This window comes from Streptomyces millisiae, from assembly GCF_031845425.1.
In the GTDB taxonomy this organism is placed as follows: domain Bacteria; phylum Actinomycetota; class Actinomycetes; order Streptomycetales; family Streptomycetaceae; genus Streptomyces; species Streptomyces millisiae.
The window spans coordinates 91,612-117,487 of the sequence record NZ_JAVREM010000015.1; the positions used below are offsets into that span (position 1 = coordinate 91,612).

Consider the following 25,876-nt stretch of genomic DNA (forward strand, 5'->3'; position numbering starts at 1 on the left):
TCCCCGACGAACAAACCACCCTGGCACGGGTACCCCTTGACGCGACTATTCTCTCGGGGAATAGTGGTCGGCATGTCACTGGCCGCCAACGTGCTGCTCGGGCTCCTCACCGCCGGGCCCCAGCACGGCTACGAACTCAAGAAGGCGTACGACGCCCGCCTGCCGCGCGCCAGGCCGCTGGCGTTCGGGCAGGTCTACGGCACGCTCGGCCGGCTGCAGCGGGACGGTCTGGTGGCCGAGGCCGGCCACGACCGCGAAGGGGGCCCGGACCGCACGCTGTTCGAGCTCACCGACGCGGGCCGGGAGTCGCTCGCGGCGTGGCTGGGCACCGTCGAGCCCCCGGCCCCCGACGCGGCGAACCCGCTGCTCGCCAAGGTCGTCGTCGCCCTGGTGGCGGAGGGGCACGAGCGCGCGCACGCCTACCTGCTGGCCCAACGGGCCGCCCACACCGCGCGGTTGCGGGAGCTGACCGCGGTCAAGACCGACCCGGCGGCGTCCCTCGGCGACGTGATCGCCGCCGACCTCGCCATCGTCCACCTCGACGCCGATCTCCGCTGGTTGCGCACCACGCTCGATCGGGTCGCCGAACTGCACCGGGAGGTGCGCTGATGACCCTCTTACAGGCACGCGGCGTCACGAAGTCCTACGGTCCCACCCCCGCGCTGCGCGGCGTGGACCTGGAGCTCGGCGAGGGCCGGATCCTCGCCGTCACCGGACCGAGCGGCTGCGGCAAGTCCACGCTCCTGCACTGCCTGGCCGGCATCCTGCGCCCGGACGCCGGCGAGGTCCACTACCGCGGCCGCCGCCTCGACACGGCCTCCGAGACGGAGCGCTCCCGGCTGCGCCGCGACGAGTTCGGGGTGCTCTTCCAGTTCGGGCTGCTCGTCGCGGAGTTGACGGCCGCCGAGAACATCGCCCTGCCGCTGCTGCTCGCCGGCCACGGCCGGCGGGAGAGCCGCTCCGTCGCCCTCGACTGGCTCGACCGGTTCGGCGTGCGGGAGTTGGCCGAGACCGTGCCCGGGCAGATGTCCGGCGGCCAGCAGCAGCGGGTGGCCGCGGCCCGGGCGTTGGTCACCGAGCCGAGCGTGCTCTTCGCGGACGAGCCGACCGGCGCCCTCGACCGCCTGGTCGGCGAGCAACTGCTGGGCCTGGTCGTCGAGCTGGCCAGGGAGCGCCGCATGAGCGTGGTGCTCGTCACGCACGACGCCACCGTCGCCGGATACGCCGACGACGAGATCGTGCTGCGCGACGGCGTCCTCGACCCGGGCGGCCTCGGCATAGCGGCCGGAGCGATCGGGTGACCGCCCTCGACGCGGTACGCGTCCCCCACGCCCGGGGCGGCCTGCCCGGCGTCGAGCTGCGGGTGTCGACCCTGGCCCGGCTGGCCCTGGCCGGCACCGGCGGCGACCGGCTGCGCGTCACCCTCACCGCGGCCAGCGCCGCGCTGGCCACCCTCGCGCTGCTGGCCGCCGCCACCGTGGCCGCCATCGAGCCGCCCGACCTCGGTGGCGCCGGCGTCGACGGCCTCTCCCACCAGTACACCAACGCCCTGCTGCGCGAGCCCGGTCTCCGGCCCGGCGTCGCCCTCGTCGTCCTGCTCCTGACGCTGCCGGTGCTGGCGCTGGCCGGCCAGTGCGCCAGGATCGGCGCCCCCGCCAGGGACCGCCGCCTCGCCGCGATCCGGCTGGCCGGCGGCACCCCCCGACAGACCGTCGCGCTCGCCGTGGTGGAGACCGGCGGTGCCGCGCTGCTCGGCGTGCTGGCCGGGGTCGCCGTCCAACTCGCTGCCCGCCCACTCCTGCACCGGCCGGACGCGCGCGGCCGACTGCCGCTGCCCACCGACGTGCTGCCCTCGCCGGCGGCCTACGTCGCCGTGCTGCTGGGCGTGCCGCTGCTGTCGATGCTGGCCGCGGCCGTGCTGCTGCGGCGGGTCACGGCCACGCCGTTCGGCGTGCGGCGCTCGGCCACCCGCCGGGCGCCCCGCCCGTGGCCCGCGGCGCTGATCGTGCTCGGCGTCGGCGGCCATTTGGCCCTGCTGCCGAGGGTCGTCGGGGGCGGGGGCGCGTCTATGGTGCCCTTCCTGATGCTGCCCGCCTCGGCGCTGGCGATCCTCGGCGTGGTGCTCGGCGTCGGCTGGATCTCCGCGACCACCGGCAGGCTGTTGCTTCGCTTCTCCCGGCGGCCGGCGTCGCTGATCGCCGCCCGGGACCTGATCGCCGACCCCTGGCACGGCAGCCGCACCCTGGGCGCGCTGCTGGCGGCGGTGCTCCTCGGCTCGGGCGCCCTCGTGGTGCGTGCCTGGTTCGTCACGACGGCCGAGGCGCACGAGGCGGCCGACGCCGCCTACCGGGAGCTCGGCGGCCGGCCCGAAGGTTACCTGTCGTTCGACGAGGACTTCTACGTCAACAGCGCCGAGTCGTTCGCCCTCGCCACGCTCGTCGCGCTCGCGGTGGCCGCCGGCGGCTTGCTCGTCGCCCTGCTGGAGCGGGTGTTCGCCCGGCGTCGCGCCCACAGCGCGCTGCTGGCCACCGGCGTCCCACGCGGGGTGCTGATCCGCGCGCTCGCCTGGCGGACGCTCACGCCGGCCGTCCCGGCCGTCGCCCTGGCGGTGCTCATCGGAGCCATGCTCGCGCGCGGCTACGCCGGCGACGAGGTCGTGGTCGACGGCACGCTCGTGGAGGCCTGCGAGGGCGCGCCGCCCAGGTGCACCGCCGAGGTCGTGTCTCCGGACACGGTGCGGCCGATCGACCTGCCGGTCGTACCGCTCGCCCTGCTGGGCACGGGCGCGCTGGCCCTGATCACGATCAACCTCGGCGTCGCCGCCCGCTCCGTGCGCACCAGCGCCACACCCGGCGAGCTGCGCACCCCATGAGCCGGCCCGGCGCCGGAGTGGAGGGGGCTCCGGCGCCGGGCCACGCCCCCGGGGCCGGCCCACCGCTCACGGCTCGACCCCGGCGTGCGCGGCGAGCGACAGCGCGTGCGCGATGTCGCGGGTCGCCGGGTAGAGCCGCCGGTACAGCGCGTACCGCTCGTCGTACGCCCGGCGGCGGCCGGCGTCGGGGGTGACGCGTTCGACCACCGGGTTCCAGGCGTCGATCGACGGCGCGCCCACCGTGCCGGCGGCCAGGAACGCGGCGCCGTAGCTGGCGCCCAGCGTGACGGCCCTGATCTCCTGTTCCAGGCCCGTCACGTCGGACACGATCCGGGTCCACAGGCCGCCCTGGGTGCCGCCGCCGACCGCCACCACGCGGCGGATGTCGGCGCCGGCCGCGCGCATCGCCTCGACGTTGTGGCGCACCCCGAAGGCGGTGGCCTCCAGCGCGGCCCGGTACAGGTCGCCCCGGGTGTGCGAGACGGTGAGGCCGGCGATCACGCCCCGCGCGTCCGGATCGGCGACGGGTGTCCGCTCGCCGGCGAAGTACGGGAGCATCAGCAGCCCGCGCGCCCCGACGCCCGACGCCTCGGCCTCCGCGAGCAGCGCCGCGTGCTCGGGGGAGCCGAACAACTGCCGCAGCCAGTCGGTGATCACGCCCGAGGTGGCCATGCCGCCGGCCAGGCTGCGGGTCCCCGGCAGCGCGCCCACGGTGCTCCACAGCTCGGGCACCAGCAGCCGTTCGGCGACCGTGTTGATGAGGAACATGGTGCTGCCGTACATCAGCATCAGGTCGCCGGTGTCCGTGGCGCCCACGCTCAACGCCTCGGACCAGGCGTCGACGGTGCCGGCGGTGACCGGGATCCCGGCCGGCAGGCCGGTGGCCGCCGCCGCCCCGGCCGTGACGTGTCCCGCGACCTCGCCGGGCCAGCGCAGCGGCGGCAGTTCGACGCCGGGCGCGACGCGCTCCGCCCAGGGGCCGTACCAGTCATGGGCGAGCGAGTCGTAGAGCGGCACGGACTGGCTGGCCGAGTGGTGGTCGAGCACGTAGGCGCCGGTGAGCCGGCGCACCAGGTAGGAGCTCGGCATGTAGAGCCGCCTGGCCCGCGCGGCCAACTCCGGCTCGTGCTCGGCGACCCACGCGATCTTCGGGCCCACCGCCTGGGTCGACAGCAGCGAACCACAGCGCTCCAGGACGGCGTCGCGGCCGAGTTCGGCGGTGAGCCGGGCGATCTGCGCGGTGGCCCTGGTGTCGACGCCGTAGAGGATGGCCGGGCGCAGCGGGGTGTCGTCGGCATCGGTCAACGCGACGCACGGGCCCATGCCGCTGACGCCGACGGCCGTCACCGGCGGCCCCTGCGACGTCAGTTCGCGGGCGATGGAGGCGAACTCGTCCCACCACACGGTGGCGTCCATCTCCACGTGCCCCGGCCGTGGCCGGTCGACCTCGTGCGGGCGCGTCGCCGTGGCCAGCACGGTGCCGTCCGTGTCGACCAGCACCCCCTTGCCGCTCGACGTGCCGATGTCGACCCCGAGCACCGTCATGGGCGCATCACCTCCGGTCGGGAGGGTAGGCGATCCGGGACGGAACGGCGCGCGTCGCCGCCCGTGGCCGGTGGGAACGGTCCGCAGCCTCCCCGCCGACCCTCCGTACGGCACCGGATTCCTCTGGTTGCCCATCTCGAACTCCGTCACGCTGGATCGAGTCCATATCGACGGAACGTGACCGAACGGAGATCGACGCAGATGACGCACGCCGCCCCTCCCCCATCCACCGAGCGCGAGCCGGAACCGGAACCGGAGCCGGAGGCCGCCTCGCAGGAGGCCGAGTCCAGCCCGGTGTTGGCGGAACTGCGGGCCCGGGTGCGGCGGGTCAACGCGGAGAGCGAGACCAACGTCGAGCTGAAGAGCGGCGGTCGACGGTGAGCCGCGCGCCGGTCCGGGTGGACACCGTCGAGACCTACCCGGCCGCCGTCCTGCGCGGCGACGTCGTCACGGTCGGCGGCCGGCCGCTGATCGTCGTGGCGAGGACCCACCTCGACGGCGGCGCCGTGCGCCTGCACTTCGTCTCCGGCGAACGCCTCTCGGTCCACCGGGGCACCACCCTCCGAGTGCTCCGCGCGGACCCGCCGGGACTGCGCCCCCGCTCCTTCTGGGACGAGGCGGCCCACCACCAGGGCGCACCAGGCCGGACGACCTCGCGCGCCGAGATCTGGGCGCCGGTGCTCGCCGGCTGCGCGCTCGTCGTCGCGCTGGCCACGTTCCTGACGCTCGGGTGACCACGCCGGCCATCCCGCCGCGCACGCGGCTGTCGCCCAGACGCGCGAACAAGGACCCGACGCCCCTCGCACTACCCGGCGTCCAGGGCACAGCGTTGTTCGGCGTCGCCGAGTGGTTCCACTTCGCACGGAATTTCGCATTTGGAATATCTTGCCGGACATGTGCGGCCGGTGGCAGGTTGGTGCACCGGCCCAGCGTGACGGCTCGTCAGCCGTGGCGGCCAGGGCCAGCTGTTGCCGTATCGCCGGCAACCCAAGTGCAACGAAAGGGTGTTCCCATGCCGCAACGGAAGCCGATCTCCGGAAGACCGAGCGTCTCGCCGCGCCGCATGCTGAGGATCGAGGTGGCACGGCTGCGGGAGGAAAGCGGCCGGTCACTTCGGCAGTTGGCCGAGAAGGTCGGCTACGACCACACGCAACTCGGCCGCGTGGAGAGCGGCAAGAGCCTCGGCGGCCCGGAACTCATCGAGGCGCTGGACACGCTGTACGGGACGACGCCGCACCTGTCGATCCTCTGGGAACTGGCGCTGGCGAAGGGCAAGTTCCGCGACAAGTACCAGCGAGTCCTGGAACTTGAGGCGCAAGCAGCCGTCATCGAGCAGTACGTCTCGCTGATCCCGGGGCTCTTCCAGACCGAGGCGTACGCTCGGGCGCTGCTCTTCTCCGCGCCCCACGGTCCGGAAGACATTCCGGAGTTGGAGGAGCAGCTGGACGCCCGACTCGGTCGACAGGAGTTGCTGCGGCGCGATCCAGCGCCCCTCGTACGCATGGTCCTGGACGAGGCGGCGCTACGGCGAGCCCTACCCGATCCGACGGAGTGGCGCGAACAGTTGGCCCGGCTGCTGGAGCTGGCCGCCGAACCACATGTGGTGATCCAGGTGTTGCCCTACTCGGCGGGCCTTCTTGAGCTCATCGGCGAGTCACTGTTGCTGCTGCGCACGGCAGATGGAGAGACCACAGCCTGGCTGGAAGGGGCCAAGAACGGGGAACTGTTCGATGTCGCGGAGGATGTCGAGGATTTGCGACTGTCCTACGATGCGGTGAGAGATCTCGCCCTTTCGTCACGGGAATCCGTGACGTTCATCGAGCAGTTGATGGAGACCCTGCCATGCGATCCGCTGGAGTCGACCTGAGCACCGCCGTTTGGCGCAAGTCCAGCTACAGCGACGGAGGCGTGAACAACTGCGTGGAGATCGCCGACGGATACCCCGGCGTCCTTCCCGTCCGCGACAGCAAGCAGCCCGCCGGGCCCGCCATCGTCTTTCCCGCGCGCGGCTGGAGCCGCTTCATCGCCCACGTCCAGGCCGGCCGGCTCTGACGTTCACCGGCCGGTGTCCGCCGGTTCGGGAAGAGTGGCGAGCGGGTTCGGGAACGGGACGTAGCGCGGCTCGGTGGCGCCGGCGTCCAGCCAGCTGGAGAGCAGGTTGGCCTTCCCCGGCACCGTCGGCGCGCTCAGCAGCTCCGTCACCTCGGGGATGTCGTCCCGCACGGCCGCGAACCGCTCGAACTCCCGCCGTGCGGCCGGCCAGAGGGCACCGGCCGCTTCCGGGAAGCGGTCGGCCAGCGCGCCCGCCACCTCGGCGAGGTTGTTGACGAGCAGGCAGTACACCAGTCGGCGCCACGCGTCGGCGCGGGACATCTGCGGGATCACCCGGGACCCCTCGGCGTCCCGGAACACCGCCTGCACGGGGGTGCCGGCCGCGTCCACCGCGATCAGTGTGTTCTGGAGGTGGCACTCCACCACCACCCCGTGCCGGGCGTACGCCTCCAACAGGGGCGGCACGACGCAGGACAGGTAGGCCGACCACCAGGTCGACGGCTCCGTGACGCGGTCCAGCGGGCTGCCGTCGAAGCCCTCGGCGAGGGCGGCGGCCAGCACGGCGGTCGTGCCGGGAAGCAGGTGCGCGCCGAGGCCGTCGCGCACGAGGACCGGGAACGTCTCGTCCAGGCCGCGCACCGTGCGGTGGCCGCGCTCGGTCAGCCAGGCGACCGGACCGTCCGTCTCCCTGAAGGCGGCCGCGACCAACGGGTCGTTGTGCCTGGCCTGCCGCAACTCGCCCCGCCACAGCCGCCGCACGTCGTTGGTGATCCGCACGTCGAGGCTGAACTTCAGGAACAGGTCCCTGGCCGGCACGTGGACCGTCCGCACCGAGGCCGTGGCCACCGCCTCCCAGGGCGTGACGCCGACGCGCACGAGGCGGCCGTCGGCGAAGGCGGCCCGCACCTCCGGTATGCGGCTGGTGAGTTCGAGCTGCCAGGGGTGGACCGGGAGCAGCCGGTAGCCGGGCGGGGCCTCGCCCAGGGCGTCCAGCGCGCTGGCGTCGCCCTCGTCGATCGCCGCGTCCTCACGCACGCCGAGCAGCGCGAGCGGGAAACGGGCGTACGCCTCGGGCGCGTAGCGCAGCCAGTCGGCGGGTGGTCCGCCGCCGCGTGCCTTGGGCGACGGGTGGAAGGGGTGGCCCATGACCAGGGCCTGTTCGGAGCGCAGCCACGGGTCGTCGGGCGGGGTGGCGCGGTCGCGGGCGGCCAGCAGCGCCTCGACGACCGTGCGGCTGGCGGCCATCTGGGCGGTCAGCGGGTCGTTGGGGCGCCCGGTGGCGGCGCGCATCTCCTCGGCGACGAGGTCGACGAGGGCGGCGTGGCGCAGCGGTCGCCACGCGCCGCCGGCCCACAGCTCGGGCTCGGACGGGCGGTGGCCGGCGCGGACGCGCAACAGCCGGCCGGTGTACCGCAGTCGGCGCGTGGCGCGCCCCGCGCGCGGCTCGCCCGCCGGGTCGGTGGCCTCTCTGACCAGGCAGTTGAGCAACGGCGTCACGGCGAGCTCGTCGGCCGCCACGGCGTAGGTATCCATCGCACGTCAGTATGTGTGTCGGATGATCGGATGCGGTAGGACGGGTTGGTGTGTCGAACCATCGCGGAGCGAAACCTCGCCGGTGAACTGGCCGCCGCCCGCCCCGGGGCGGTGGACGCGTACCTCGCCGAACTGCCGGGGGCCAGGGCGGCGGTGCTGGCCCGACTGTGGCGCGGCCTGACCCACGAGCCGCTGCCCTGGGTCGCCGACCAGGCCACCGGCGGGGACGGCGTCACGCTGCGGCTGGCCGACGGGCGGCGGCTGCGCGGGCCGGCGTGCGACCCGTGGGCGACGGGCACCTCGGTCCCCGCCCTGGAGCTGGACGGCACCCGGTACGACCATCCGGCGGAGCTGCTGACGGCGCTCGCTGTGACGAACGGCACCGGATTCGCCGCCGAACTCGACCACAGCGTCGCCTCCCTGGCGCTCTCCCGCACCGCGCCGCCGCCGTCCCGGCCGCCCGCCGCGCCCTGGGAGTGGGAGCAGCTGTCGCGGGACGGCCACCCCTACCACCCGAACTGCCGCTCGCGGCCCGGCTTCTCGGCCGCCGAGCAGCTGGCGTACGCGCCGGAGCACCGGCCGGTGGTGTCGCTGCGGCTGGCGCCCGTCGCCGACGCCGCCCGGGTGCACGGCGGGTGGCCGGCCGAACTGCGGGACGGCGGCGCCGTGTTGGTGCCGGTGCACCCGTGGCAGGCGGCGCACGTGCTGGCCGACCGGACGCTGCTGCCCGGCCCCGACGGGCATCCGCTGCTGGCGCTGCGGACGTTGGACCTCGGCGACGACCGCCACGTCAAGACGACGGTGAGCGCCCGGCTGACGTCGGCCGTGCGGGACATCTCGCCGTACTCGATCGAGAACGCCATCGCCACCTCGGAGTTCGTGGCGGGGATCGCCGAACGGCTCGGCGGCCGGCTGCACGTCACCCGCACGCTGGCGGCGGCCGGCGACGGCACGCCCGAACTGGCGGCGATGCTACGGGAGTCGCCGCACGTCCACGCCGACCCCGGCGCGGGGGAACGGGTGGTGCCGGTGGCCGCGCTGCCGGAGCTGTTCGCCTCGTACGAACGGCGGTTGGACCGGGTCACCGCGTTCGCGCGGCTCGCGGTGGGCGTCTGCCTTGACCTGCTCGACCTCGGCCTCTCCCTGGAGGCGCACGGCCAGAACCTGCTCGCCGTCGTGGACGCCGACGGGTGGGCCAGGCGGCTGGTCTACCGGGACCTCGCCGACATCCGCGTCTCCCCGGCCCGGCTCGCCCACCACGGCCTCCCGGCACCGCCGCTGGCCGGCCGGCTGCTGAACGACGACCCGGCGGCGCTGCGCCGGCAGACGCTCGGCGGCCTGGTCACCGGGTCGCTGGCGCCGCTCGCCGGGGACGGGCCAACGCTGGCCACGGTGCTCGCCGCCGCCACGGCCGACCTGCCGGCCGGCCCGGCGAAGCGGGCGCTACGGGAGGCGCCACTGCCGGCGAAGGCGCTGACCCTGATGCGGCTGGCCCCGGACCCGCCGGTGCGGTGGACCACCCTGCCGAACCCGCTCGCCCCCGAGCCCGCGCGGCCCGACCTCCCTTGACCACACCGCCGACTCAAGCAAGGCTCACCCGAGTTGCTCTGCGGCCGGGAAGGAGGCGGACATGACGGCAGTCGAAGGAGACGGCACAGCACCGCCCGCGGACGCGGCGGATCCCCTGCACCTGATGCGGCTGGTGTTCGGCACCATGGCGGCCCAGACCGTCGGCGCGGCCGCCCGGCTGGGGGTCATGGACGCCCTGGGAGACGGCGAACGCGCCGCCGACGAGGTGGCCGCCGCCTGCGGCACCCAGCCACGGGCGACGCTGCGGCTCCTGCGCGCCCTGGCGGCCCTCGAACTGCTCGTCGAGTCCCGGCCCGGCGTCTTCAGCGCCACTCCCGCCGGCCGCCTGCTCGACACCCGGCACCCGCGCTCCCACGCCTCGCCGGCGCGGGTCTTCACCGACCCCCAGATGGTGCGCGCCTGGGAGGACCTGGCGGAGTCGGTACGCACCGGGGAGCCCACGTTCCCCCAGGTCTTCGGCAAGGGGTTCTTCGAACGGCTGGGGGAGCTCCCGGAACTCTCCGCCGAGTTCAACGCCTCGATGAGCGAGTCCACCCGCGCCACGGCGGCCACGCTGCCCGACTCCTACGACTTCGGGCGGTACCGCACCGTGGTGGACGTCGGTGGCGGGGACGGCACCCTGCTCGCCGCCGTGCTGCGCGCCTTCCCCTCGGTGCGGGGTGTCGTCCACGACACCCCGCGGGGCCTCGCGCAGGCCGCCGGGACGATGGAGCGAGCCGGCCTGACCGACCGCTTCTCGGCGGTGACCGGGGACTTCTTCGCCTCCGTGCCCGAGGGCGGCGACCTCTACCTGCTCAAGAGCGTGATCCACGACTGGGACGACGAGCGGTGCGTGACCATCCTCAGGAACTGCCGGCAGGCGCTCCCCGCCCACGGCCGGGTGCTGATCGTCGAGCGGGTGATGCCACCGGTGGTGGATCCGACGGTGGCGGGCTGGTACCTCAGCGATCTCAACATGCTGGTGAACCTGGGCGGCCGAGAACGCACCCGTGAGGAGTTCACCACGCTGTGCGAGGAGGCCGGCTTCGCGGCACCGTCGTTCTCCGAGCTGCCAGCGCCGAGCGTCTTCTCCCTCATCGAGGCCGCCCCACGCCCTACCGGGACGGCGACAGCGGCCGGGCACGAGCCTCCGCCGCGCTCCATGGCACGACGCCGCGCGCCCACCGATGACCTCGACGACCGCTGACCTGTCCGCCGGCAGCCGAAGGCCCGGGCACCAGGCACGCGGAGCGCGCCGGTGACCCGGGCCTGCGGGCCGTTCGGAAGGGTGGGTCCTACTCCGTGGCGATCGCGTTGAGGATGTTCATCCGGCCGGCGCGGAACGCCGGCATCAGCGCCGCCAGGAGGCCGACGATCGCCGAGCCGATGAAGACCGTCAGGAGCGTGGACCAGGGGATCTCCAGGACCCGCATGCCCTCCAGCGCCATCAGCTGCTGGCCCGCCGCGCCCCAGGCCAGGCCGAGGGCCAGGCCGAGGAGCGCGCCGAAGAGGGCGATGACGACCGACTCCAGGCGGATCATCCGCCGCAGCTGCCGGCGCGAGAGACCGATGGCCCGCATCAGGCCGATCTCGCGGGTGCGCTCCACCACCGACAGGGCCAGCGTGTTGATCACGCCGAGCACCGCCACGATGATCGCCAGCGCCAGCAACCCGTAGACCATGTTGAGCAGCTGCCCGACCTGGTCCTGGATCAGCTCCTTGTACTCGGCCTGGTCGCGGACCTCCATCTGCGGGTAGCGCTCCATGGCCGCGTCGAGCGCGGCGCGGGCCGCGTCCTGCTGGCCCTCCGCCGCCGCGGCGAAGAGCAGCGACGGCAGCGGCATGGCCGCCTCGTCCGGCACGCCGGCGCGGATGGTCTCGAGGCCGAGGTTCCAGGTGCCGGTGGCCATCGCCTCGCCCTGGGAGAGAATCGCCCGCACCGTGACGGTGGCCGTGCCGCCGTCGAACGTCACCGGCAGCTCGTCGCCGAGCGCGATGCCGTACTCCTCGGCGTCCTCGTCGCCCACCGAGACGCCGCCGGGCTGGAGCGCCTCGCCGAGGTCGCCCTCGACGACGTCCATGGCGATGTCCTGCTCGTAGGTGGGGTCGGCCGCGCTCAGCAGCACGTCGACGTCCTCACCGTTCGGCATGGCCACCTCGGTCCGCACGTTGGCGACCTCGGTGACGTGATCCAGCTCGGCCACGTCCCGCACCGCCGCCGTGACGTCCGGCTGGATCTGCCCGAAGGTGCTGCTGTTGATGATGTAGTCGGCGCCGAGCGACTCGTCTATCTCCTCGGTCGCCGAGGCCACCATCGAGGAGCCGACCACCGACAGGCCCGCGACCAGCGCCAGGCCGATCATCAGGGCGGAGGCGGTGGCGCCGGTGCGGCGCGGGTTGCGCAGGGCGTTGCGCTCGGCGAGCCGGCCGACCGGGCCGAAGCCGCGCAGCAGCACCGCGCTCAGGCCGCGCACCACCAGGCCCACCAGGGCCGGCCCGACGAGGATCAGGCCGACCAGGCTCAGCACCACGCCGAGGGCGAGGAAGCCGGCGCCGTCCGCCGCCGAGTCGACGGTGGCGGTGCCGGCCAGGGCGGCGAGGCCGAGGACGGTGAACACCGCGCCGATCCCGGCCCTGATCCGGCCGGCCCGCACGTCGCCCGGCATGCCGGCGTCGCGCAGCGCGGCCATCGGGCTGATCTTGCCGGCCCGCCGGGCCGGGATGTAGGCGGCGAGCAGGGTGACGACGACGCCGAGCACGATGCCGACGACCGGCACGGTGGCCTCGATCGTCAGGTCCTCCGTGCTGAGGTTCATGCCGAGGGCGCTCATCAGGGCCATCAGGCCCACGGCGATGCCGATGCCGGCGCCGAAGCCGAGGATCGAGCCGATGAGGCCGAGCAGCAGCGCCTCGATGAGCACCGAGCGGTTGACCTGGCGGCGGCTGGAGCCGATGGCCCGCATCAGGCCGATCTCGCGGGTGCGCTGGGCGACCAGCATGGAGAAGGTGTTGACGATCAGGAAGATCCCGACCAGCAGGGCCAGGCCGGCGAAGCCGAGCAGCACGTACTCGAGGATGGACAGGACCTCGCCCAGCGCGTCCCGGTTCTCCTCGATGTACTCGTCGGAGGTCTGGAGCTTGTAGGTGTCCGCGCCGACGACGGACGCGACGGCCGCCTTGAGGTCGGCGTCGCTGACGGCTCCGGTGGAGTCGACGTAGATGGTGGTGAACCCGTCCTCGCCGCCGAGCAGGTACTCCTGGGCGCTCGCCAGGTCGAGGTAGAAGATGGCGGCGCCGGGGTTGGTGATGGTGAAGTCGACGATGCCGGTGATCGTGGTCTGGTAGTCCCCGATGGCGGTGATCAGGCGGATCTCGTCACCGATCGCGATGCCCTTGGCGTCCGCCGTGTCCGCGTCGACCATCACCTCGCCCGGGCCGGTGGGCGCCTGGCCCTCGGCGATCTCCGAGGTACGCAGCTCGACGTCCGACCAGTTGGTGACGACGGTCGGGGCGCCGGTGGTGGGGCCGAGGTTCTCGTTGTCGGCGTCGACGGCCACGGCGTTGGTGGCGGCCACGTTGCCGGTGACCCGCTCCACCCCGTCGACCGAGGAGATCTCGTCGACGACGGAGGCCGGCACGGTGTCCGGGACGCCGTTGGCCGGGCCGCTGCCGCCCTCGACGGCGCTGACCTCGTCGTCCCGCTCGGCCGGCGCGATCATGACGTTCGAGGCGGACTGCGCGAACAGCTTGTCGAAGGTGGTGTTCATGGTGGCGGTGAACACCAGCGTGCCGCAGACGAACGCGACCGACAGCACCACGGCCATCCCGGACAGGACCATCCGGCCCTTGTGCGAGAAGAAGCTCCGCAGCGAGGTCTTGAGGACGGTCACGACGTCCGCCCCTGCGCGTCGAAGCCACGCATGCGGTCCAGCACCCGGTCGGCCGTCGGCTGCCGCATCTCGTCGACGACGCGGCCGTCGGCGAGGAAGACGATGCGGTCGGCGTAGGCGGCGGCCACGGGGTCGTGGGTGACCATGACGATGGTCTGGCCGAGGTCGTCGACGGAGCGGCGTAGGAAGCCGAGGACTTCGGCGCCGGCGCGGGAGTCGAGGTTGCCGGTGGGTTCGTCGCCGAAGATGATCTCGGGTCGGGCGGCGAGGGCGCGGGCGACGGCGACGCGTTGCTGTTGGCCGCCGGAGAGCTGGTTGGGGCGGTGCTTGAGACGGTCGCGCAGGCCGACGGTGGACACGACCCGGTCCAGCCAGTCCTTGTCGGGCTTGCGCCCGGCTATGTCCATGGGCAGCGTGATGTTCTCGATGGCGTTGAGCGTCGGCAGCAGGTTGAAGGCCTGGAAGATGAAGCCGACGTGGTCCCGCCGCAGCTTCGTCAGCTTCTTGTCCTTCAGACCGGTGATCTCCGTCGACCCGATCCAGATCCGCCCACTGGTCACCGTGTCCAGACCCGCCAGACAGTGCATCAACGTCGACTTGCCGGACCCCGAAGGCCCCATGATCGCGGTGAAGCCGCCGCGCTCCACGTCGACCGTGACGTTGTCCAGGGCGACGACCCGCGTCTCCCCGTCCCCGTACGACTTGACCACGCTCTCCGCGCGCGCGGCCACGGCCGAGTGCCCTCCGCTGCCCCCGGTCGCCGGATCCACTACAGCCGTTGCCACTCTCGTCTCCTTGTTCGCTTCTTCCGGAATCCCACTCGATTTCCCCCCAGAGCCTAGGCAACCGTCGCCCGGCCCCGCGTCGCCCCTGAGGACGACCCCGGGGTCGGAGAAAGTCGCGGCGTCCCCTAGGGGAGACCCGAGGGAGACCCGAGGAAGGGTGGTGCCTCCCGTAGGGGAAAGGTCAAGTCGGGCCCCCCGGCCGGGGCGGGTGGGGGTGACGATGACCTAGTGTTCGCCGCTTGCTCTGCATAAGATCGAGCGGCCACCCTCGACCGACCGGATCATCAGCACACGGGAGTGCTCAAGTGAAGCGTCGCCGTACGTCCGCGCTGTCCGTATCCGCCGCCGTCGCGCTGCTCGCCGCCACCCCGCTGCTGACCGGCTGCTCCACCGACGCCCACCCGGGCGACGCGGCCGTCGTCGGCGACCAGAGCATCTCGCTGGCCACCGTCCAGGCGCGGGTCGACGCCGTGCGCGACGCGCAGCGCGACCAGCCCAACGCCGACGAGCTGATCGCCACCACCGCCGCGTTGACCCAGCAGACGGTCAACTCCCTCGTCTACATGCAGCTCCTGGAGCAGGCCGCCGCCGACGCGGGCGTCGAGGTCACCCGCCGCGACGTGCAGGAGGAGCGGGCCAACGTCGTCGCCAACCTCGGCGGCGAGGAGCAGCTGCGGCAGGCCGCGCTGATGCCGCAGGGCGGCGTCCCGCTGGCCGGCGACGAGCAGATCGACGAGACGATCCGCAGCCAGTTGCTGTTCCAGGGCCTCGCCCAGCGGATCGGCGCCGACATGGACCCCAACGGCCAGCAGCTGCTGATCGACGAACTGACCCGCACCGCGGAGCGGGTCGGCGTGGACGTCAACCCGCGGTACGGCGAGTGGGACGCGCGTCAGGTCATGCTGGTCGCGGCGGACGAGCCGTGGCTGCGGGCCGGCGAGCAGGCCGAGCTGCCCGTCGTCGACCCCGCGTAGCCGGCGGGCGGCGGCCGTTACGCTCGACGGCGTGACGACCGACGACCTGCGCGGCCCGGGCCGCATCGTGCTGTTGACCACCACCCACCGGGTGGCCCCCGGCCTGCTCTCCTGGCCGGCGTGGCAGGAGCTGCGCGACGCCGACCTGGTCCTGTGCCGCGACGCCGGGCACCCGCAGCTCCCCTACGTCAAGGACGCCGGCGTCCCGGTCGAGACGCGGGACCCGAGCGCCGCCGACCTCGTGGCGGCCTGCGCCGGCGACCGTACCGTGGTGGTGCTCGCCTCCGCCGAGGGCGAGCCGCGGCTCACCGAGGAACTGGCGGCCCTGGCCGGCTCCGGCCGGGCCACCGCCCTGCCGTCCCTGGAACTGCTGCCCGGCTCCTACGACCTGCCGGGCGCGCGGCTGCTCGACCTGGTCCAGGTGATGGACCGCATCCGCGCCGAGTGCCCGTGGGCGTCGACGCAGACCAGCGCCGAGATCGCCAGGTACGGCATCGAGGAGGTCTACGAGCTGGTCGAGGCCATCGAGGCGGGCGATGTCGCCGAGATCCGCGAGGAGTTGGGCGACGTGCTCCTCCAGGTGGTCTTCCACGCGCGGATCGCCGCGGAGGACCCCGAGCGGCCGTTCGACATCGACGACGTGGCGGCCGGCATCGTGGCCAAGCTGGTCCGCCGCCACCCGCACGTCTTCGGCGACGCGCGCGCCGAGACGGCCGAGGACGTCAAGGCGCTGTGGTTCGCCGCGAAGGCCGCCGAGAAGCGGCGCGACTCGGTCACGGACGGCGTGCCGCTCTCCCAGCCGGGCCTCGCGCTGGCCGCCAAACTCGCGGCGCGGGCCCGCCGCGCCGGCCTGCCGGCCCCGCCGGAACCGGCGGGCACCGGCGCCGACGACTACGGCTACCGCCTGCTCGCGCTCGCCGCCGAAGCGGAAGCGGCCGGCACCGACCCCGAAACGGCCCTCCGCACGGCCGCCCGCACCTACCGCGACACCCTGCGAGCCGCCGAGCGCGGCGAACGCTGACCCGGCCTGCCGGCGCGCCGCGCGCGGCGCGCGCCGCGCCGGGCCGCCCGCAGGGTGGCGCGTCGCGCGCTACGCGTCCGGTACGACGAGGCGCTGAGGGCGGACGCCGGCCGCTGACGCGGAGCCCGCCGCTGCGCGGCTGCGGCCCTCCGGCGCCGAACGCCCCGCTGACGCGGCTCAGCCGGCGAAGCCGTGGCCTCATCGCCGGCCAGGCCGGTGGCTGCCGGAACAGCGGCGGGCCGCCGGCCGGGCTTCGGCGCGGAGCGCCAGCCGCTACGCGGAGCCAACGCCACGGCTTCCCACCGCGCAAAGCGCGGCCCACCGGCGAAGCCGGGGCGCTCCCCGGACCTCCGGAGCAAACCGCCCGGCCACAGGGCCGCCCGCGCGTAGCGCGGTCCGGCACCGCCGGCCGGGCCGGCGGCACAAGCCCGCGCGGGCAGCGCCGCGCGCTACGCGGTGAGGCGGTGAGGGCGGGCGCCGGCCGCTGACGCGGCTCAGCCGGCAGAGGCCGTGGTCTCATCGCCGGCCGGGTCGCGGCGCGGAGCGACGGCCGCTGCACCGCCACGGCGCCTTCCCACCGCGCAAAGCGCGGCCTACCGGCGGAGCCGCGTGGTTTTCCGGGCCGCCCGGAGCAAGCCGTCCGGCCGGGCCGCTCGCGTGCGTCCCGGCGCGGAGCGACGGCCGCTGCGGCGCCTTCCCACCGCGCGAAGCGCGGCCCACCGGCGAAGCGCCGGCCCGCCGGAGCAAACCGCCCGGCCACAGGGTCGCCCGCGCGTAGCGCGGTCCGGCACCGCCGGCCGGGCCGGCGGCGACCGCCGCTGGGCGGAACCCACACCACGACGGCTTCCCACCGCGCGAAGCGCGCAATGCGGCTTCGGCGCGCAGCGCCGGGCCGGCGGCACAAGCCCGCGCGGCCAGCGCCGCGCGTTAGGCGTCCGGGGCGGTGAGGCGGTGTGGCCGAGCGCCAGCGAGGAGCGTGTTGAGGCCGGTGAGGACGTCGTGGCCCAGGTACCAGTCGCCCGTGTGATCGACGCAGTAGAGCCGTCCCTCGCGGTCGACCGCGAGGAGTGCCGTGCCGCCGCCCTCCGCGCCCAGGGGGCACAGTTCGGTGCCCAGGGCCCGGCCGAGTTCGCCGAGGGTGCGGGCCCAGTGCCGGCCGAGGAGCGGGTCGATCACCACCTGGCAGGCGGCCAGTTCCACGCCGGGGCCGATCGGCCGCAGCGTCACCGCGCCGAGTTCGGCCCAGGCCTCGAACGCGGCCGGGAAGAGGTGGTGCGGGTGCCCGTGCGGGGAGCGGTGCGCGCTGAGCGCGTCCGCCCAGCGTTCGGCCTGCGCCGCGTGCAGCCGGCCCGGCTGCCAACCCGCCGCCATCAGCGCCTCCTCCGCGTTGCCCACCCCCCACGGCGCGCCGGCCGCCGGCGCGTCGTCGACGAGCGGCGCCGCGCTGAAGCTGCGCACCCCGAGCCGCGCGATCAGCACCGCGCAGGATCGGCAGTGCGGTGCGTAGCTGCCGTGCTCCGGGTCGCCGTCCTCGCGGATGTGGCGGGTGGTGATGCCCGCGTCCCGCAGCGCCTCCCTCGCCTCGGCGAGGTCGGTGGCGCCGATCTGGTGGAGGTGGCGGGAGAGCAGCGCCGCCTCGGGGCAGCGCCCCAGGTGGCGTTCGCGCTGGCCCGTGCCGAGCCCCGCGTAGATCTCCTCGACGACCGGGTGCAGCTCCGGCGCCTCGGCGGCGCGCGTCGCGGTGCCGGTCAACGCGCCGGTCTCCGGCAGCGACAGGGCGGCGGCGGTGGTGGGCAGGATGCCGTCGCGGCGGTGCAGCAGCGCGGGCGGCGGCGGTGCCGCGTCGCGCCGGTGTCGGCCGGGCTCACCCGGCGCCGGGGCATGAGATTCCACTATCACGAGCACGATCGTGCCACCGTCGACGCGACCCCATAGGCTGTGCGCGTACAGCGTGATGAATGCGGCAGGGGACGTTACGCCATGATGACTGGGCGGCTCGGGCAGCAGGCCACCCCACCGAACCGGGCGTATGCCGGACAGGTGGTGCAGTTTCCCGACCCGGTGCGGGCGGCCCGATTCCCGCAGGGGATACGGGTGGACGCACAGGGTTACCCCGACTTCTCCCCGTACGCGAGAGCCGCGGCGGAGATCGCCGAGCCGCCCGACGGCTTCGGCGTCGACGAACTGCGCCTCACCGACTACGTGTCCGCCAACGCGGCGCTGCACGCCGCCGGTCACGAGCTGTGGGCCGACCTGCCGCCGGTGGCGACCCCGCACGGCTGGACCTGGCACCACGTCGCGCACTCCCGGCGCCTCGAACTCGTGCCGGTCGAGGTGAAGGCCCTGCTGCGGCACCACGGCGGTCTCGCGACCACCGTCGTCGACCAGAGCAAGCGCGGCACCCGCCCGCTGGCCGAGACCCGGCCCACGCACTTCCAGGTGCCGCACTCGGTGGCCGTCCCCGAGGACCGGGTGCGGGCCGCCGAGGAGCGGCTCGGCTACCGGCTGCCGGAGGCGTACCGGTCCTTCCTGAAGGCGGCCGGCGGCTGCGCGCCGATGGGCGTGGCGCTCGACGCGGAGCTGGGGCTGCTGATCGACCAGCCGTTCTTCACGCTGCGCGAGGAGGCCGCGGTCAACGACGTGGTCTACATCAACAAGTGCCTGCGGGACCACCTCACCAAGGACTACCTGGGCGTGGCCTTCGTGCACGGCGGGATCATCGCGGTGAAGGTGCGCGGCGAGGACCTGGGGTCCGTCTGGCTCTGCCCCTACGACGACGTGCGGGACCGTGACGGCATGGGCATCGCGCAGCGGGTCACCGAGCTGCTGCTGCCGTGTGGGGCGGACTTCGACGACTTCCTGCTGCGGCTCGCCGGCGATCCGCCGGAGCTGGAGACCGTGGCGAAGCTGATGGTGGACGGCGGATTCGCGCGTGCCGTTCCGGTGGAGGAGTGAGCCTGATGGTGACGTTCGCGCAGGCGCAGGAGCGGGCCGACCGTTGGGTGAACGGCGGTCCCGGCGGTGAGCCGCGCCGCGAGGTGCGGGTGCGGGAGTTCGACCTGGGCTTCGTGGCCTGGGCGGAGGACGCGAACGGGAACAGCCTCGGCGGCGGCCGGCTGGTGATAGCGCGGGACAGCGGGGACACGACGCTGTGGCCGGCGCTGCCGGTGAGCGAGGTGATCCGGCGGTACGAGGAGGAGTACGGCGCGGCGGCGGACGACCAGGAGCCGGCGGCCGCGGAGCCGGAGCGGGTGGATCTGCACGCGACGTCCTTCCTGCTGACGCCGCCGCAGTGGCTCCAGGACGCGATGGCCCAGGCGGACGGCGGCGGTGGCGGTGGCGGTGCGGGTGGCGGCTCTGCCGTGCCGGCCGCGCCGACCCCGCCGCCGGCGGGCCGCCCGTGGGCTCCGCCGGGTCAGCCGGCCCCGGCTGGCGCCGGCCGCCAGGCCGAGCCGGAACCGTTCCCGGCTGGCGCCGGCCACCAGGCCGAGCCGGAACCGGAGCCGGCGGAGCCGGCCCCGGCCGGCGCGCCGCCGGTGGGTGCGGTGGCTGCGGGCGCCGCGTGGGGCGACGCCGCGGCGGGCGCCGAGCCGGCCTCGGCCGCGGACGCGGCAGACCTCCCCCCGCTCGGGCCGCCGCCCTTCGACGCGACTCCGGCGGGCACCGGCCGCCAGGCCGGCCCGACGCCCTTCGACGCGCCGCCAGCCGTCGGCGAGGCCGCTCCCGATGCGGACTTCCCGCCGGCCACCCCAGCCGGGCCACCGCCGGCCGACGCCGGGCGGGCCGCGTCCGGGCCGCCGCCGGTCGGTCCACCGCCGCCCTTCGGCGCGCCGCCGGCCGTCGTCGGGGCCGCCTCCACGCCCGACGCGGACTTCCCGCCCGCCGCCCCGGTCGCGCCGCCGCCGCCCATGGGCGTGCCGCCGGTCGCCGGCGCGGGGCAGGCCGATGCCGCGATGCCGCCTCCCCCCATGAGCGGTGAAGGCCGGGCCGGCCAGGCCCCCGCCCCGGTCGGGCCGCCGCCGGCGTGGTCGGACGTGGACACCTCGGGGAGCCGGCCGTCCCTGTGGGACGGCACCGACACGTCGAGCATCGCCGAGGAGGAGGACGTCTCCGTGGCGCCCCCCGCCACGGTGTTCGCGCCGCCCCTGGTGGCCGAGGCCGGGGAGAGTTCGGGGCCGGCGTCCGAGGCCAGGACGGCGATCCTGCCGAGGGGCAGCGCGCTGCCGCCCACCGCCATCCAGCAGGCTCCCGCTCCGGCGCGAGCCCCCGCCCCGTCCCCGGCGCCGGATTCCGGCCGGGGGGACGTGTCCTCGGCGGACACGGCGAAGGCCGCCCGGCCCGGCGGCGCGCCGCCGCCCGGTCCGCCGCCGCCCGCCGCGCCGGGACCGCGCCCGGCGCCGGCCGCCGGCGCCGGCGGGGGCGTCAACTACGTGCCGACGCAGGCCGTCTCGCCCGAGATGATCGACTCGCTGCGCCGGACCGTGAACAAGTCGGGCGGCGCGCCGGGGCCCGTGCCCCCGCCGCCTCCGCCGCCGGCCCCCAAGGGTGGGGCCGCCGGACCGCCGAGCCCACCGCCCCCTCCCCCGCCGCCGGTCAGCGGTGCCGGCCGGCCCGCCGGCTACGGCTACCCGCCCCCGCCGGCCGGGCAGCCGACCGTCGGCTCCGGCTACATGGCCGTGCTGCGCTACCGCGCCGCCGACGGCTCGGAGCAGCAGCTGATCCGCCGTTCCGCGCCCGGCATGCCGCACCCGGAGTGGCAGATCCTGCACGAGCTGCACGCCATGGGCGTGCCCCCGCAGCAGGTGATCGAGCTGCACACCGAGTTGCAGTCGTGCGAGCTGCCCGGCGGCTACTGCGCCCGGATGATCCGCGAGACCTGGCCGCAGGTGCGGATCACGCACACCGCCGCCTACGGCCGGGACTTCGCGTCCCGGCAGGCGGGCGTGCGGCATCTGGTGGAGCACCAGGACGAGTTGCAGCAGTTCGCGGACGGCCCGCCCCGCTCGCAGCCGGTGCGGGCGGCGTTGCCGCAGCAGCAGCCGGCGCCGGCCGTCGGGCTCGACGTGATCGGGCAGGAGCTGACGCAGGCGTACGGGCCGCAGGGCGTGTTCCGTTACCAGCCGCAGCTGGTGTCCCGGCAGGGCGTGCCCGAGATCGTGACCCAGTCGCTGGTCTGGTCGGGTCTGCCCGTCGAGATCAGGCCCATCTTCTGGGCGCAGGCCCAGCCGGGGCGGCCGATCCCGACGCTGGCCGAGCTGGCCGCCGAGCGCGGGGTGCGGCCGGCGATGGACGCCGGTTCCTACCTGGTGCTCGGCAGCGACTTCGGGCAGCAGCTGTGCGTGCAGTACGGCACGGCGCACGTGGTGGCGGTGCCGTTGGAGGGCAGCCCGGACGGGCAGCCGTCGCCGGTGCGGTTCGTGAACACGTCGCTGCCTCAGTTCGCCCGCTGCATGGCGCTGTTGGGCCGGATGTGGCGGCTGCGCTACGGGCTCGACCCGGAGCAGGCCGGCCGCTGGACGACCGATTTCCAGGCGGAGTTGGCGTCGCTCGACCCGCAGGCGGTGCTGGACCCGGAGAACTGGTGGTCCGTGCTGCTCGAGCAGATGTGGGACGGATTGTTGTAAGGCCCCTGCCGGCGTGTACATTGCGCGCCGGCGCAGCCTCGTCGACGAGGGTGTCGCCCGCCGGACCGGCGGGCGCTCTCGTGCGAAATGAGCCAATCGAAGCGGCACTTCGTCCCGGGGGTGGGAGCATTTACGCATGACCGGCTTCCCGAAGGCTCGCGGTCGCGGGTACCACCCCGCGCAGGTCGACCAGGTGCTGGCCAGGTTGGGTCGCGAACGCGACCAGGCGTGGCAGCAGCTCGCCGAGCTCAGCGTTCGTGTCGAGGAGTTGACCAGGGAGGCGGCCAGACTCACCGCGTCCGTCGCGGCGTTGCCGCCCACCTCGTACGAGGGGCTCGGCCGACGCGCCATGGCGCTGCTCGCCGAGGTGCAGGCCGAGGCGGTCGAGCTGCGGGAGTCCACGGAGGCCCAGGCCCAGGAGCTGGTCGACGCGGCCGACGCCGCCGCCCGTGAGCTGCTGGCCGCCGCGCAGGCGGACGCCAGCCGGCGGCGCGCCGAGTCGGACGCGGCGGCCGACGGCGTCATATCCCGGGCCTCCGCGCACGCCACCCGGCTGATGGCGGAGGCCCGACAGCACGCGATGACGCTGCGCGACGAGGCGTCGGCGGCGTTGGCCGAGGTGACCAGGCAGTGCCGGGCCCTCGTGGCCGAGCAGCGGGTGCGGCAGACCAGGGAGGCCCGCGCCCTGGAGCAGGAGTTGACGAAGCGCCAGGCGGCCGTGGACGCCCGGGTGCGGGCGCTGACGGAGCGGAGCGAGGCGCTGCTGGCCGACGCCAGGCGGAACCTGGCGGACGCGGAGGCCGAGGCGCGGGCCACCGAGCGGGCCGCGGACAGCCGGCGGGCCGAGCTGCTCGCCGAGGCGCGGCGGGCCAGGGAGCGGGTGGAGCGGGAGAGCGACCTCATCATCGAGGAGCTCGACGAGCGGTCGGAGCAGGTGCGGGCGCACCTGGACCACATCCGCGAGACGCTGGCCGCGCTCACCGGGCGCCGACCGCGACGGCCGGCCCCACCCCCCGAGGACGAGGAGTACCACGGGGAGCAGCCGGACGAGCGTGACGCCCGGGGCGGCGGCGCCACCGAGCGGGCCTGACCAGGAACGACCGGACGCGGACCGGACGCGGACCGGATCGGCACAGATCCCGGCCGGAGCGTGCCCGGTATCCTGCGAGGATCCCCCGGCTCTCCCCCGGCACGCCATCGCGGGCGGCGAGAGCCCCCGGGAGAGACCGCACCCCAGGACCGAAGGACGCGATCCCGTGAGCTCCAGCGCCATCCGCCCGGCCGCCATCATCGTTCTCGCCGCGGGTGAGGGGACCCGCATGAAGTCAGCCACGCCCAAGGTGCTGCACGAGATCTGCGGCCGGCCCCTGGTCGGCCACGTGGTGGCCGCCTGCCGCGAGCTCGACCCGCGCGAGCTCGTCGTGGTCGTCGGCCACGGCCGCGAGGCCGTCACCGCGCACCTCGCCGAGGCCGACCCTGCCGCCCGCACCGCCGTGCAGCACGAGCGGCGCGGCACCGCGCACGCGGTGCGCACCGCCATCGAGGCGCTGGCGGCCGACGGCGTGGAGGCGGCCGGCACGGTCCTGGTGACCTGCGGCGACATCCCCCTCCAGACCGCCGGGACGCTGCGCGCGCTGGCCGACACGCACGCCGCCGAGGGCAACGCGGTGACGGTCCTCACGGCCGAGGTGCCGGACGCCACCGGCTACGGCCGGGTGGTGCGCGGCGCGGACGGCGCGGTGACGGCCATCGTCGAGCACCGGGACGCCACGCCTGAGCAGCTGGCGATCAACGAGATCAACTCCGGGGTGCTGGCCTTCGACGGCCGGCTGCTCGCCGAGGCGCTCGGCCGGGTGCGGGCCGACAACAGCCAGGGCGAGGAGTACCTGCCCGACGTGCTGACCATCCTGCGCGACGCCGGCCACCGGGTCGGCGCGGCGCGGGCCGCCGACCACCGGGAGCTGGTCGGCATCAACGACCGGGTGCAGCTGGCCGCCGCCCGCCGGCTGCTCAACGACCGGCTGCTGGAGCGGGCCATGCTGGCCGGCGTGACGGTCGTCGACCCGGCCACCACCTGGCTGGACGTGGCCGTCACCTACGAGCCGGACGCGGTGGTCCAACCGAACACGCAGCTGCTCGGCGCCACGCACCTGGCGGCCGGCGCCGAGGTCGGCCCCGGCTGCCGGCTCAGGGACACCGTGGTCGGTGAGGGCGCCGTCGTCCGGGAGACAGTCGCGGAGGGCGCCCACGTCGGCACCGGCGCGCTCGTCGGCCCTTACGCCTATCTGCGTCCCGGCACGGTGCTCGGCCAGAAGGCCAAGGCCGGCACCTTTGTCGAGATGAAGAACTCGACAATCGGCGAGGGCACCAAGGTTCCGCATCTCTCCTATGTCGGCGACGCCACGATCGGTGACCACACGAACATCGGGGCGGCCACCGTGTTCGTGAACTACGACGGTGAGGAGAAGCACCACTCCTCGGTCGGCTCCTACTGCCGCACCGGCGCGGACAATATGTTCGTGGCGCCCGTCACAATCGGCGACGGCTCTTACACGGCGGCCGGTTCCGTGATCACCCGGGACGTTCCGCCGGGATCACTCGCGGTAGCCCGGGGCCAACAGCGCAATGTCGAGGGGTGGGTGGCCCGCAAGCGACCCGCGTCCCCGGCGGCCCAGGCCGCCGACGCCGCCCTAGCTGCGACGGAGCGGAAGCCGCGGGAAGGCTGACCGGTACCGTAGTGGGTACCCACTCAGGTGGGTGAACGACCGCCCACGCGGCTACCAAGGAGACGTACTGTGACCGGGTTCAAGACCACCGGCGAGAAGAAACTGATGCTCTTCTCCGGCCGCGCCCACCCCGAGCTGGCCAAGGAGGTGGCCGAGGAATTGGGCGTGGGGATTGTTCCCACGACGGCCCGGGACTTCGCGAATGGCGAGATCTACGTTCGCTTTGAGGAATCGGTGCGGGGCGCCGACTGTTTTCTGATGCAGAGTCACACGGCGCCGATCAATACGTGGATCATGGAACAGCTGATCATGATCGACGCGCTGAAGCGGGCCTCGGCCCGCAGCATCTCGGTGATCATTCCGTTCTACGGCTATGCGCGGCAGGACAAGAAGCACCGGGGTCGGGAGCCGATTTCGGCGCGTCTCATGGCGGACCTGCTGAGCACCGCGGGCGCGGACCGGATCATCACCATGGACCTGCACGCCGACCAGGTGCAGGGCTACTTCGACGGCCCGGTCGACCACCTCTTCGCGCTGCCGGTGCTCTCGGACTACATCGCCACCCGGACCGACCGCGAGCAGCTCACGGTCGTCTCCCCGGACGCGGGCCGGGTCCGGGTCGCCGACCGCTGGGCCGACCGCCTCGCAGCGCCGCTGGCCATCGTCCACAAGCGGCGCGACCCGAACGTGGCCAACCAGGTCACGGTCCACGAGGTCGTGGGTGACGTGGACGGCCGGGTGTGCGTCCTGGTCGACGACATGATCGACACCGGCGGCACGATCTGCGCGGCGGCCGACGCGCTGTTCGCCAACGGCGCGCGGGACGTGATCGTGGCGGCCACGCACGGCGTCCTCTCGGGCCCGGCGGCGGACCGGCTGAAGAACTCGCGGGTGAGCGAGTTCATCTTCACCAACTCCCTGCCGACGCCGACGGAGGTCGCGCTCGACAAGATCACGGTCCTCTCGATGGCACCGACGATCGCCCGGGCCGTCCGGGAGGTCTTCGAGGACGGCTCGGTGACGAGCCTGTTCGAAGGCAACGCGTAGGCCTGGGCGGCCGGCCTCTGACCACCCCCCGCGCGTTGTCGCTGCGCGCGGGGGCGCCGGCGCGCGGGCGCTCCGCGCGGGGTGAGCGACGGCTGCGCCGCCGGCGCCCGCCTGCGCTGCGGGCGGCTGCGCCGCCGTGCCTGCCCGGCGCTGCGCGCCGGGACGCCGGGGCGCTCCGCCGGTGAACGGCCGGCGCCCCGGCCGGTGGCGGCTTGCACGCCGGGGGGTTCCCCCCACC

The 25,876-nt window shown here is 74.7% G+C and carries 21 protein-coding genes; 16 read left to right on the forward strand and 5 right to left on the reverse strand.

Annotated elements, in window-relative coordinates; genetic code table 11:
• Positions 1 to 72 precede the first annotated feature (72 nt).
• The 3 genes from RNC47_RS14975 to RNC47_RS14985 are packed head-to-tail and all read left to right on the forward strand — an operon-like array spanning position 73 to position 2,872.
• Entirely contained in the window at positions 73 to 609 is a 537-nt protein-coding gene (locus tag RNC47_RS14975) for a PadR family transcriptional regulator (protein WP_311599055.1), read from the forward strand.
• The gene (locus RNC47_RS14980; RefSeq protein WP_311599056.1) at positions 609 to 1,301 is read left to right on the forward strand and encodes an ABC transporter ATP-binding protein; all 693 of its coding nucleotides are present in this window, start codon (positions 609 to 611) and stop codon (positions 1,299 to 1,301) included. Before RNC47_RS14975 ends, RNC47_RS14980 begins: the two co-directional genes overlap by 1 nt.
• The gene (locus tag RNC47_RS14985) at positions 1,298 to 2,872 is read left to right on the forward strand and encodes an FtsX-like permease family protein (protein WP_311599058.1); all 1,575 of its coding nucleotides are present in this window, start codon (positions 1,298 to 1,300) and stop codon (positions 2,870 to 2,872) included. Before RNC47_RS14980 ends, RNC47_RS14985 begins: the two co-directional genes overlap by 4 nt.
• 66 nt (positions 2,873 to 2,938) lie before the next feature.
• Here the strand turns inward: RNC47_RS14985 and RNC47_RS14990 are convergent, their stop codons facing one another.
• A complete protein-coding gene (locus tag RNC47_RS14990; protein ID WP_311599060.1) occupies positions 2,939 to 4,417 on the reverse strand; it encodes an FGGY-family carbohydrate kinase in 1,479 nt (492 codons plus the stop codon).
• A gap of 177 nt (positions 4,418 to 4,594) precedes the next feature.
• On the opposite strand from RNC47_RS14990, the gene RNC47_RS14995 reads away from it, so the two are divergent.
• From RNC47_RS14995 to RNC47_RS15010, 4 genes are all read left to right on the forward strand, one after another.
• Complete coding sequence (locus tag RNC47_RS14995; RefSeq protein WP_311599062.1) at positions 4,595 to 4,798, forward strand: hypothetical protein; 204 nt, start codon at positions 4,595 to 4,597, stop codon at positions 4,796 to 4,798.
• Positions 4,795 to 5,151, forward strand: a complete 357-nt coding sequence (locus tag RNC47_RS15000) for a hypothetical protein (protein ID WP_311599064.1) — start codon at positions 4,795 to 4,797, stop codon at positions 5,149 to 5,151. Before RNC47_RS14995 ends, RNC47_RS15000 begins: the two co-directional genes overlap by 4 nt.
• Positions 5,152 to 5,429: 278 nt before the next feature.
• The gene (locus RNC47_RS15005) at positions 5,430 to 6,284 is read left to right on the forward strand and encodes a helix-turn-helix domain-containing protein (protein WP_311599066.1); all 855 of its coding nucleotides are present in this window, start codon (positions 5,430 to 5,432) and stop codon (positions 6,282 to 6,284) included.
• A complete protein-coding gene (locus RNC47_RS15010) occupies positions 6,260 to 6,469 on the forward strand; it encodes a DUF397 domain-containing protein (RefSeq protein WP_311599067.1) in 210 nt (69 codons plus the stop codon). The genes RNC47_RS15005 and RNC47_RS15010 overlap by 25 nt, the downstream gene beginning before the upstream one ends.
• A 3-nt stretch (positions 6,470 to 6,472) precedes the next feature.
• On the opposite strand, the gene RNC47_RS15015 is transcribed toward RNC47_RS15010, so the two are convergent.
• Complete coding sequence (locus RNC47_RS15015; protein WP_311599068.1) at positions 6,473 to 8,002, reverse strand: IucA/IucC family protein; 1,530 nt, start codon at positions 8,000 to 8,002, stop codon at positions 6,473 to 6,475.
• 48 nt (positions 8,003 to 8,050) lie between these two features.
• Here RNC47_RS15015 and RNC47_RS15020 point away from each other — a divergent pair, with 48 nt between their 5' ends.
• The gene (locus RNC47_RS15020; protein ID WP_311599069.1) at positions 8,051 to 9,571 is read left to right on the forward strand and encodes an IucA/IucC family protein; all 1,521 of its coding nucleotides are present in this window, start codon (positions 8,051 to 8,053) and stop codon (positions 9,569 to 9,571) included.
• A gap of 61 nt (positions 9,572 to 9,632) precedes the next feature.
• Positions 9,633 to 10,778, forward strand: a complete 1,146-nt coding sequence (locus tag RNC47_RS15025; RefSeq protein WP_311599070.1) for a methyltransferase — start codon at positions 9,633 to 9,635, stop codon at positions 10,776 to 10,778.
• Positions 10,779 to 10,866: 88 nt separating this feature from the next.
• Here RNC47_RS15025 and RNC47_RS15030 read toward each other — a convergent pair whose 3' ends face one another.
• Complete coding sequence (locus RNC47_RS15030; protein ID WP_311599072.1) at positions 10,867 to 13,461, reverse strand: ABC transporter permease; 2,595 nt, start codon at positions 13,459 to 13,461, stop codon at positions 10,867 to 10,869.
• The gene (locus RNC47_RS15035) at positions 13,458 to 14,246 is read right to left on the reverse strand and encodes an ABC transporter ATP-binding protein (RefSeq protein WP_311599074.1); all 789 of its coding nucleotides are present in this window, start codon (positions 14,244 to 14,246) and stop codon (positions 13,458 to 13,460) included. Before RNC47_RS15035 ends, RNC47_RS15030 begins: the two co-directional genes overlap by 4 nt.
• 305 nt (positions 14,247 to 14,551) lie before the next feature.
• Between RNC47_RS15035 and RNC47_RS15040 the strand changes: the two genes are divergently transcribed.
• Both RNC47_RS15040 and RNC47_RS15045 read left to right on the forward strand, forming a co-directional pair.
• Positions 14,552 to 15,220, forward strand: a complete 669-nt coding sequence (locus tag RNC47_RS15040) for a SurA N-terminal domain-containing protein (RefSeq protein WP_311599076.1) — start codon at positions 14,552 to 14,554, stop codon at positions 15,218 to 15,220.
• Positions 15,221 to 15,251: 31 nt separating this feature from the next.
• Complete coding sequence (locus tag RNC47_RS15045) at positions 15,252 to 16,241, forward strand: nucleoside triphosphate pyrophosphohydrolase (protein WP_311599077.1); 990 nt, start codon at positions 15,252 to 15,254, stop codon at positions 16,239 to 16,241.
• 927 nt (positions 16,242 to 17,168) lie between these two features.
• Here the strand turns inward: RNC47_RS15045 and RNC47_RS15050 are convergent.
• Entirely contained in the window at positions 17,169 to 18,140 is a 972-nt protein-coding gene (locus RNC47_RS15050; protein WP_311599078.1) for an SUKH-3 domain-containing protein, read from the reverse strand.
• A gap of 81 nt (positions 18,141 to 18,221) precedes the next feature.
• On the opposite strand from RNC47_RS15050, the gene RNC47_RS15055 reads away from it, so the two are divergent.
• The 5 genes from RNC47_RS15055 (at position 18,222) to RNC47_RS15075 (ending at position 25,638) form a co-directional block, all read left to right on the forward strand.
• Positions 18,222 to 19,196 carry an SMI1/KNR4 family protein gene (locus RNC47_RS15055; RefSeq protein WP_311599079.1) on the forward strand — a complete coding sequence of 325 codons (975 nt, stop codon included), beginning with the start codon at positions 18,222 to 18,224 and terminating at the stop codon, positions 19,194 to 19,196.
• 5 nt (positions 19,197 to 19,201) lie between these two features.
• Positions 19,202 to 21,865: an SUKH-4 family immunity protein gene (locus tag RNC47_RS15060; protein WP_311599080.1), complete on the forward strand. Its 2,664-nt coding sequence runs from the start codon at positions 19,202 to 19,204 to the stop codon at positions 21,863 to 21,865.
• A 136-nt stretch (positions 21,866 to 22,001) separates the two neighbouring features.
• On the forward strand, positions 22,002 to 22,955 hold the full coding sequence (locus tag RNC47_RS15065; RefSeq protein WP_311599081.1) for a coiled-coil domain-containing protein: 954 nt from the start codon (positions 22,002 to 22,004) through the stop codon (positions 22,953 to 22,955).
• Between the two features lie 166 nt (positions 22,956 to 23,121).
• Positions 23,122 to 24,591 (forward strand): bifunctional UDP-N-acetylglucosamine diphosphorylase/glucosamine-1-phosphate N-acetyltransferase GlmU, encoded by a 1,470-nt coding sequence (glmU, locus tag RNC47_RS15070; protein WP_311599082.1) that lies wholly within the window; start codon positions 23,122 to 23,124, stop codon positions 24,589 to 24,591.
• A 69-nt stretch (positions 24,592 to 24,660) separates the two neighbouring features.
• A complete protein-coding gene (locus tag RNC47_RS15075; RefSeq protein WP_311599083.1) occupies positions 24,661 to 25,638 on the forward strand; it encodes a ribose-phosphate diphosphokinase in 978 nt (325 codons plus the stop codon).
• Positions 25,639 to 25,876: the final 238 nt, after the last annotated feature.

Bases quoted from the DNA above. Each gene is read 5' to 3' on its own strand.
- RNC47_RS14975 (WP_311599055.1), top strand. From the start codon at position 73: ATGTCACTGGCCGCCAACGTGCTGCTCGGGCTCCTCACCGCCGGGCCC.
- RNC47_RS15015 (WP_311599068.1), bottom strand. From the start codon at position 8,002: ATGGATACCTACGCCGTGGCGGCCGACGAGCTCGCCGTGACGCCGTTG.
- RNC47_RS14980 (WP_311599056.1), top strand. From the start codon at position 609: ATGACCCTCTTACAGGCACGCGGCGTCACGAAGTCCTACGGTCCCACC.
- RNC47_RS15055 (WP_311599079.1), top strand. From the start codon at position 18,222: ATGATGACTGGGCGGCTCGGGCAGCAGGCCACCCCACCGAACCGGGCG.
- RNC47_RS14990 (WP_311599060.1), bottom strand. From the start codon at position 4,417: ATGACGGTGCTCGGGGTCGACATCGGCACGTCGAGCGGCAAGGGGGTG.
- RNC47_RS15060 (WP_311599080.1), top strand. From the start codon at position 19,202: ATGGTGACGTTCGCGCAGGCGCAGGAGCGGGCCGACCGTTGGGTGAAC.
- RNC47_RS15025 (WP_311599070.1), top strand. From the start codon at position 9,633: ATGACGGCAGTCGAAGGAGACGGCACAGCACCGCCCGCGGACGCGGCG.
- RNC47_RS15010 (WP_311599067.1), top strand. From the start codon at position 6,260: ATGCGATCCGCTGGAGTCGACCTGAGCACCGCCGTTTGGCGCAAGTCC.
- RNC47_RS15065 (WP_311599081.1), top strand. From the start codon at position 22,002: ATGACCGGCTTCCCGAAGGCTCGCGGTCGCGGGTACCACCCCGCGCAG.
- RNC47_RS15005 (WP_311599066.1), top strand. From the start codon at position 5,430: ATGCCGCAACGGAAGCCGATCTCCGGAAGACCGAGCGTCTCGCCGCGC.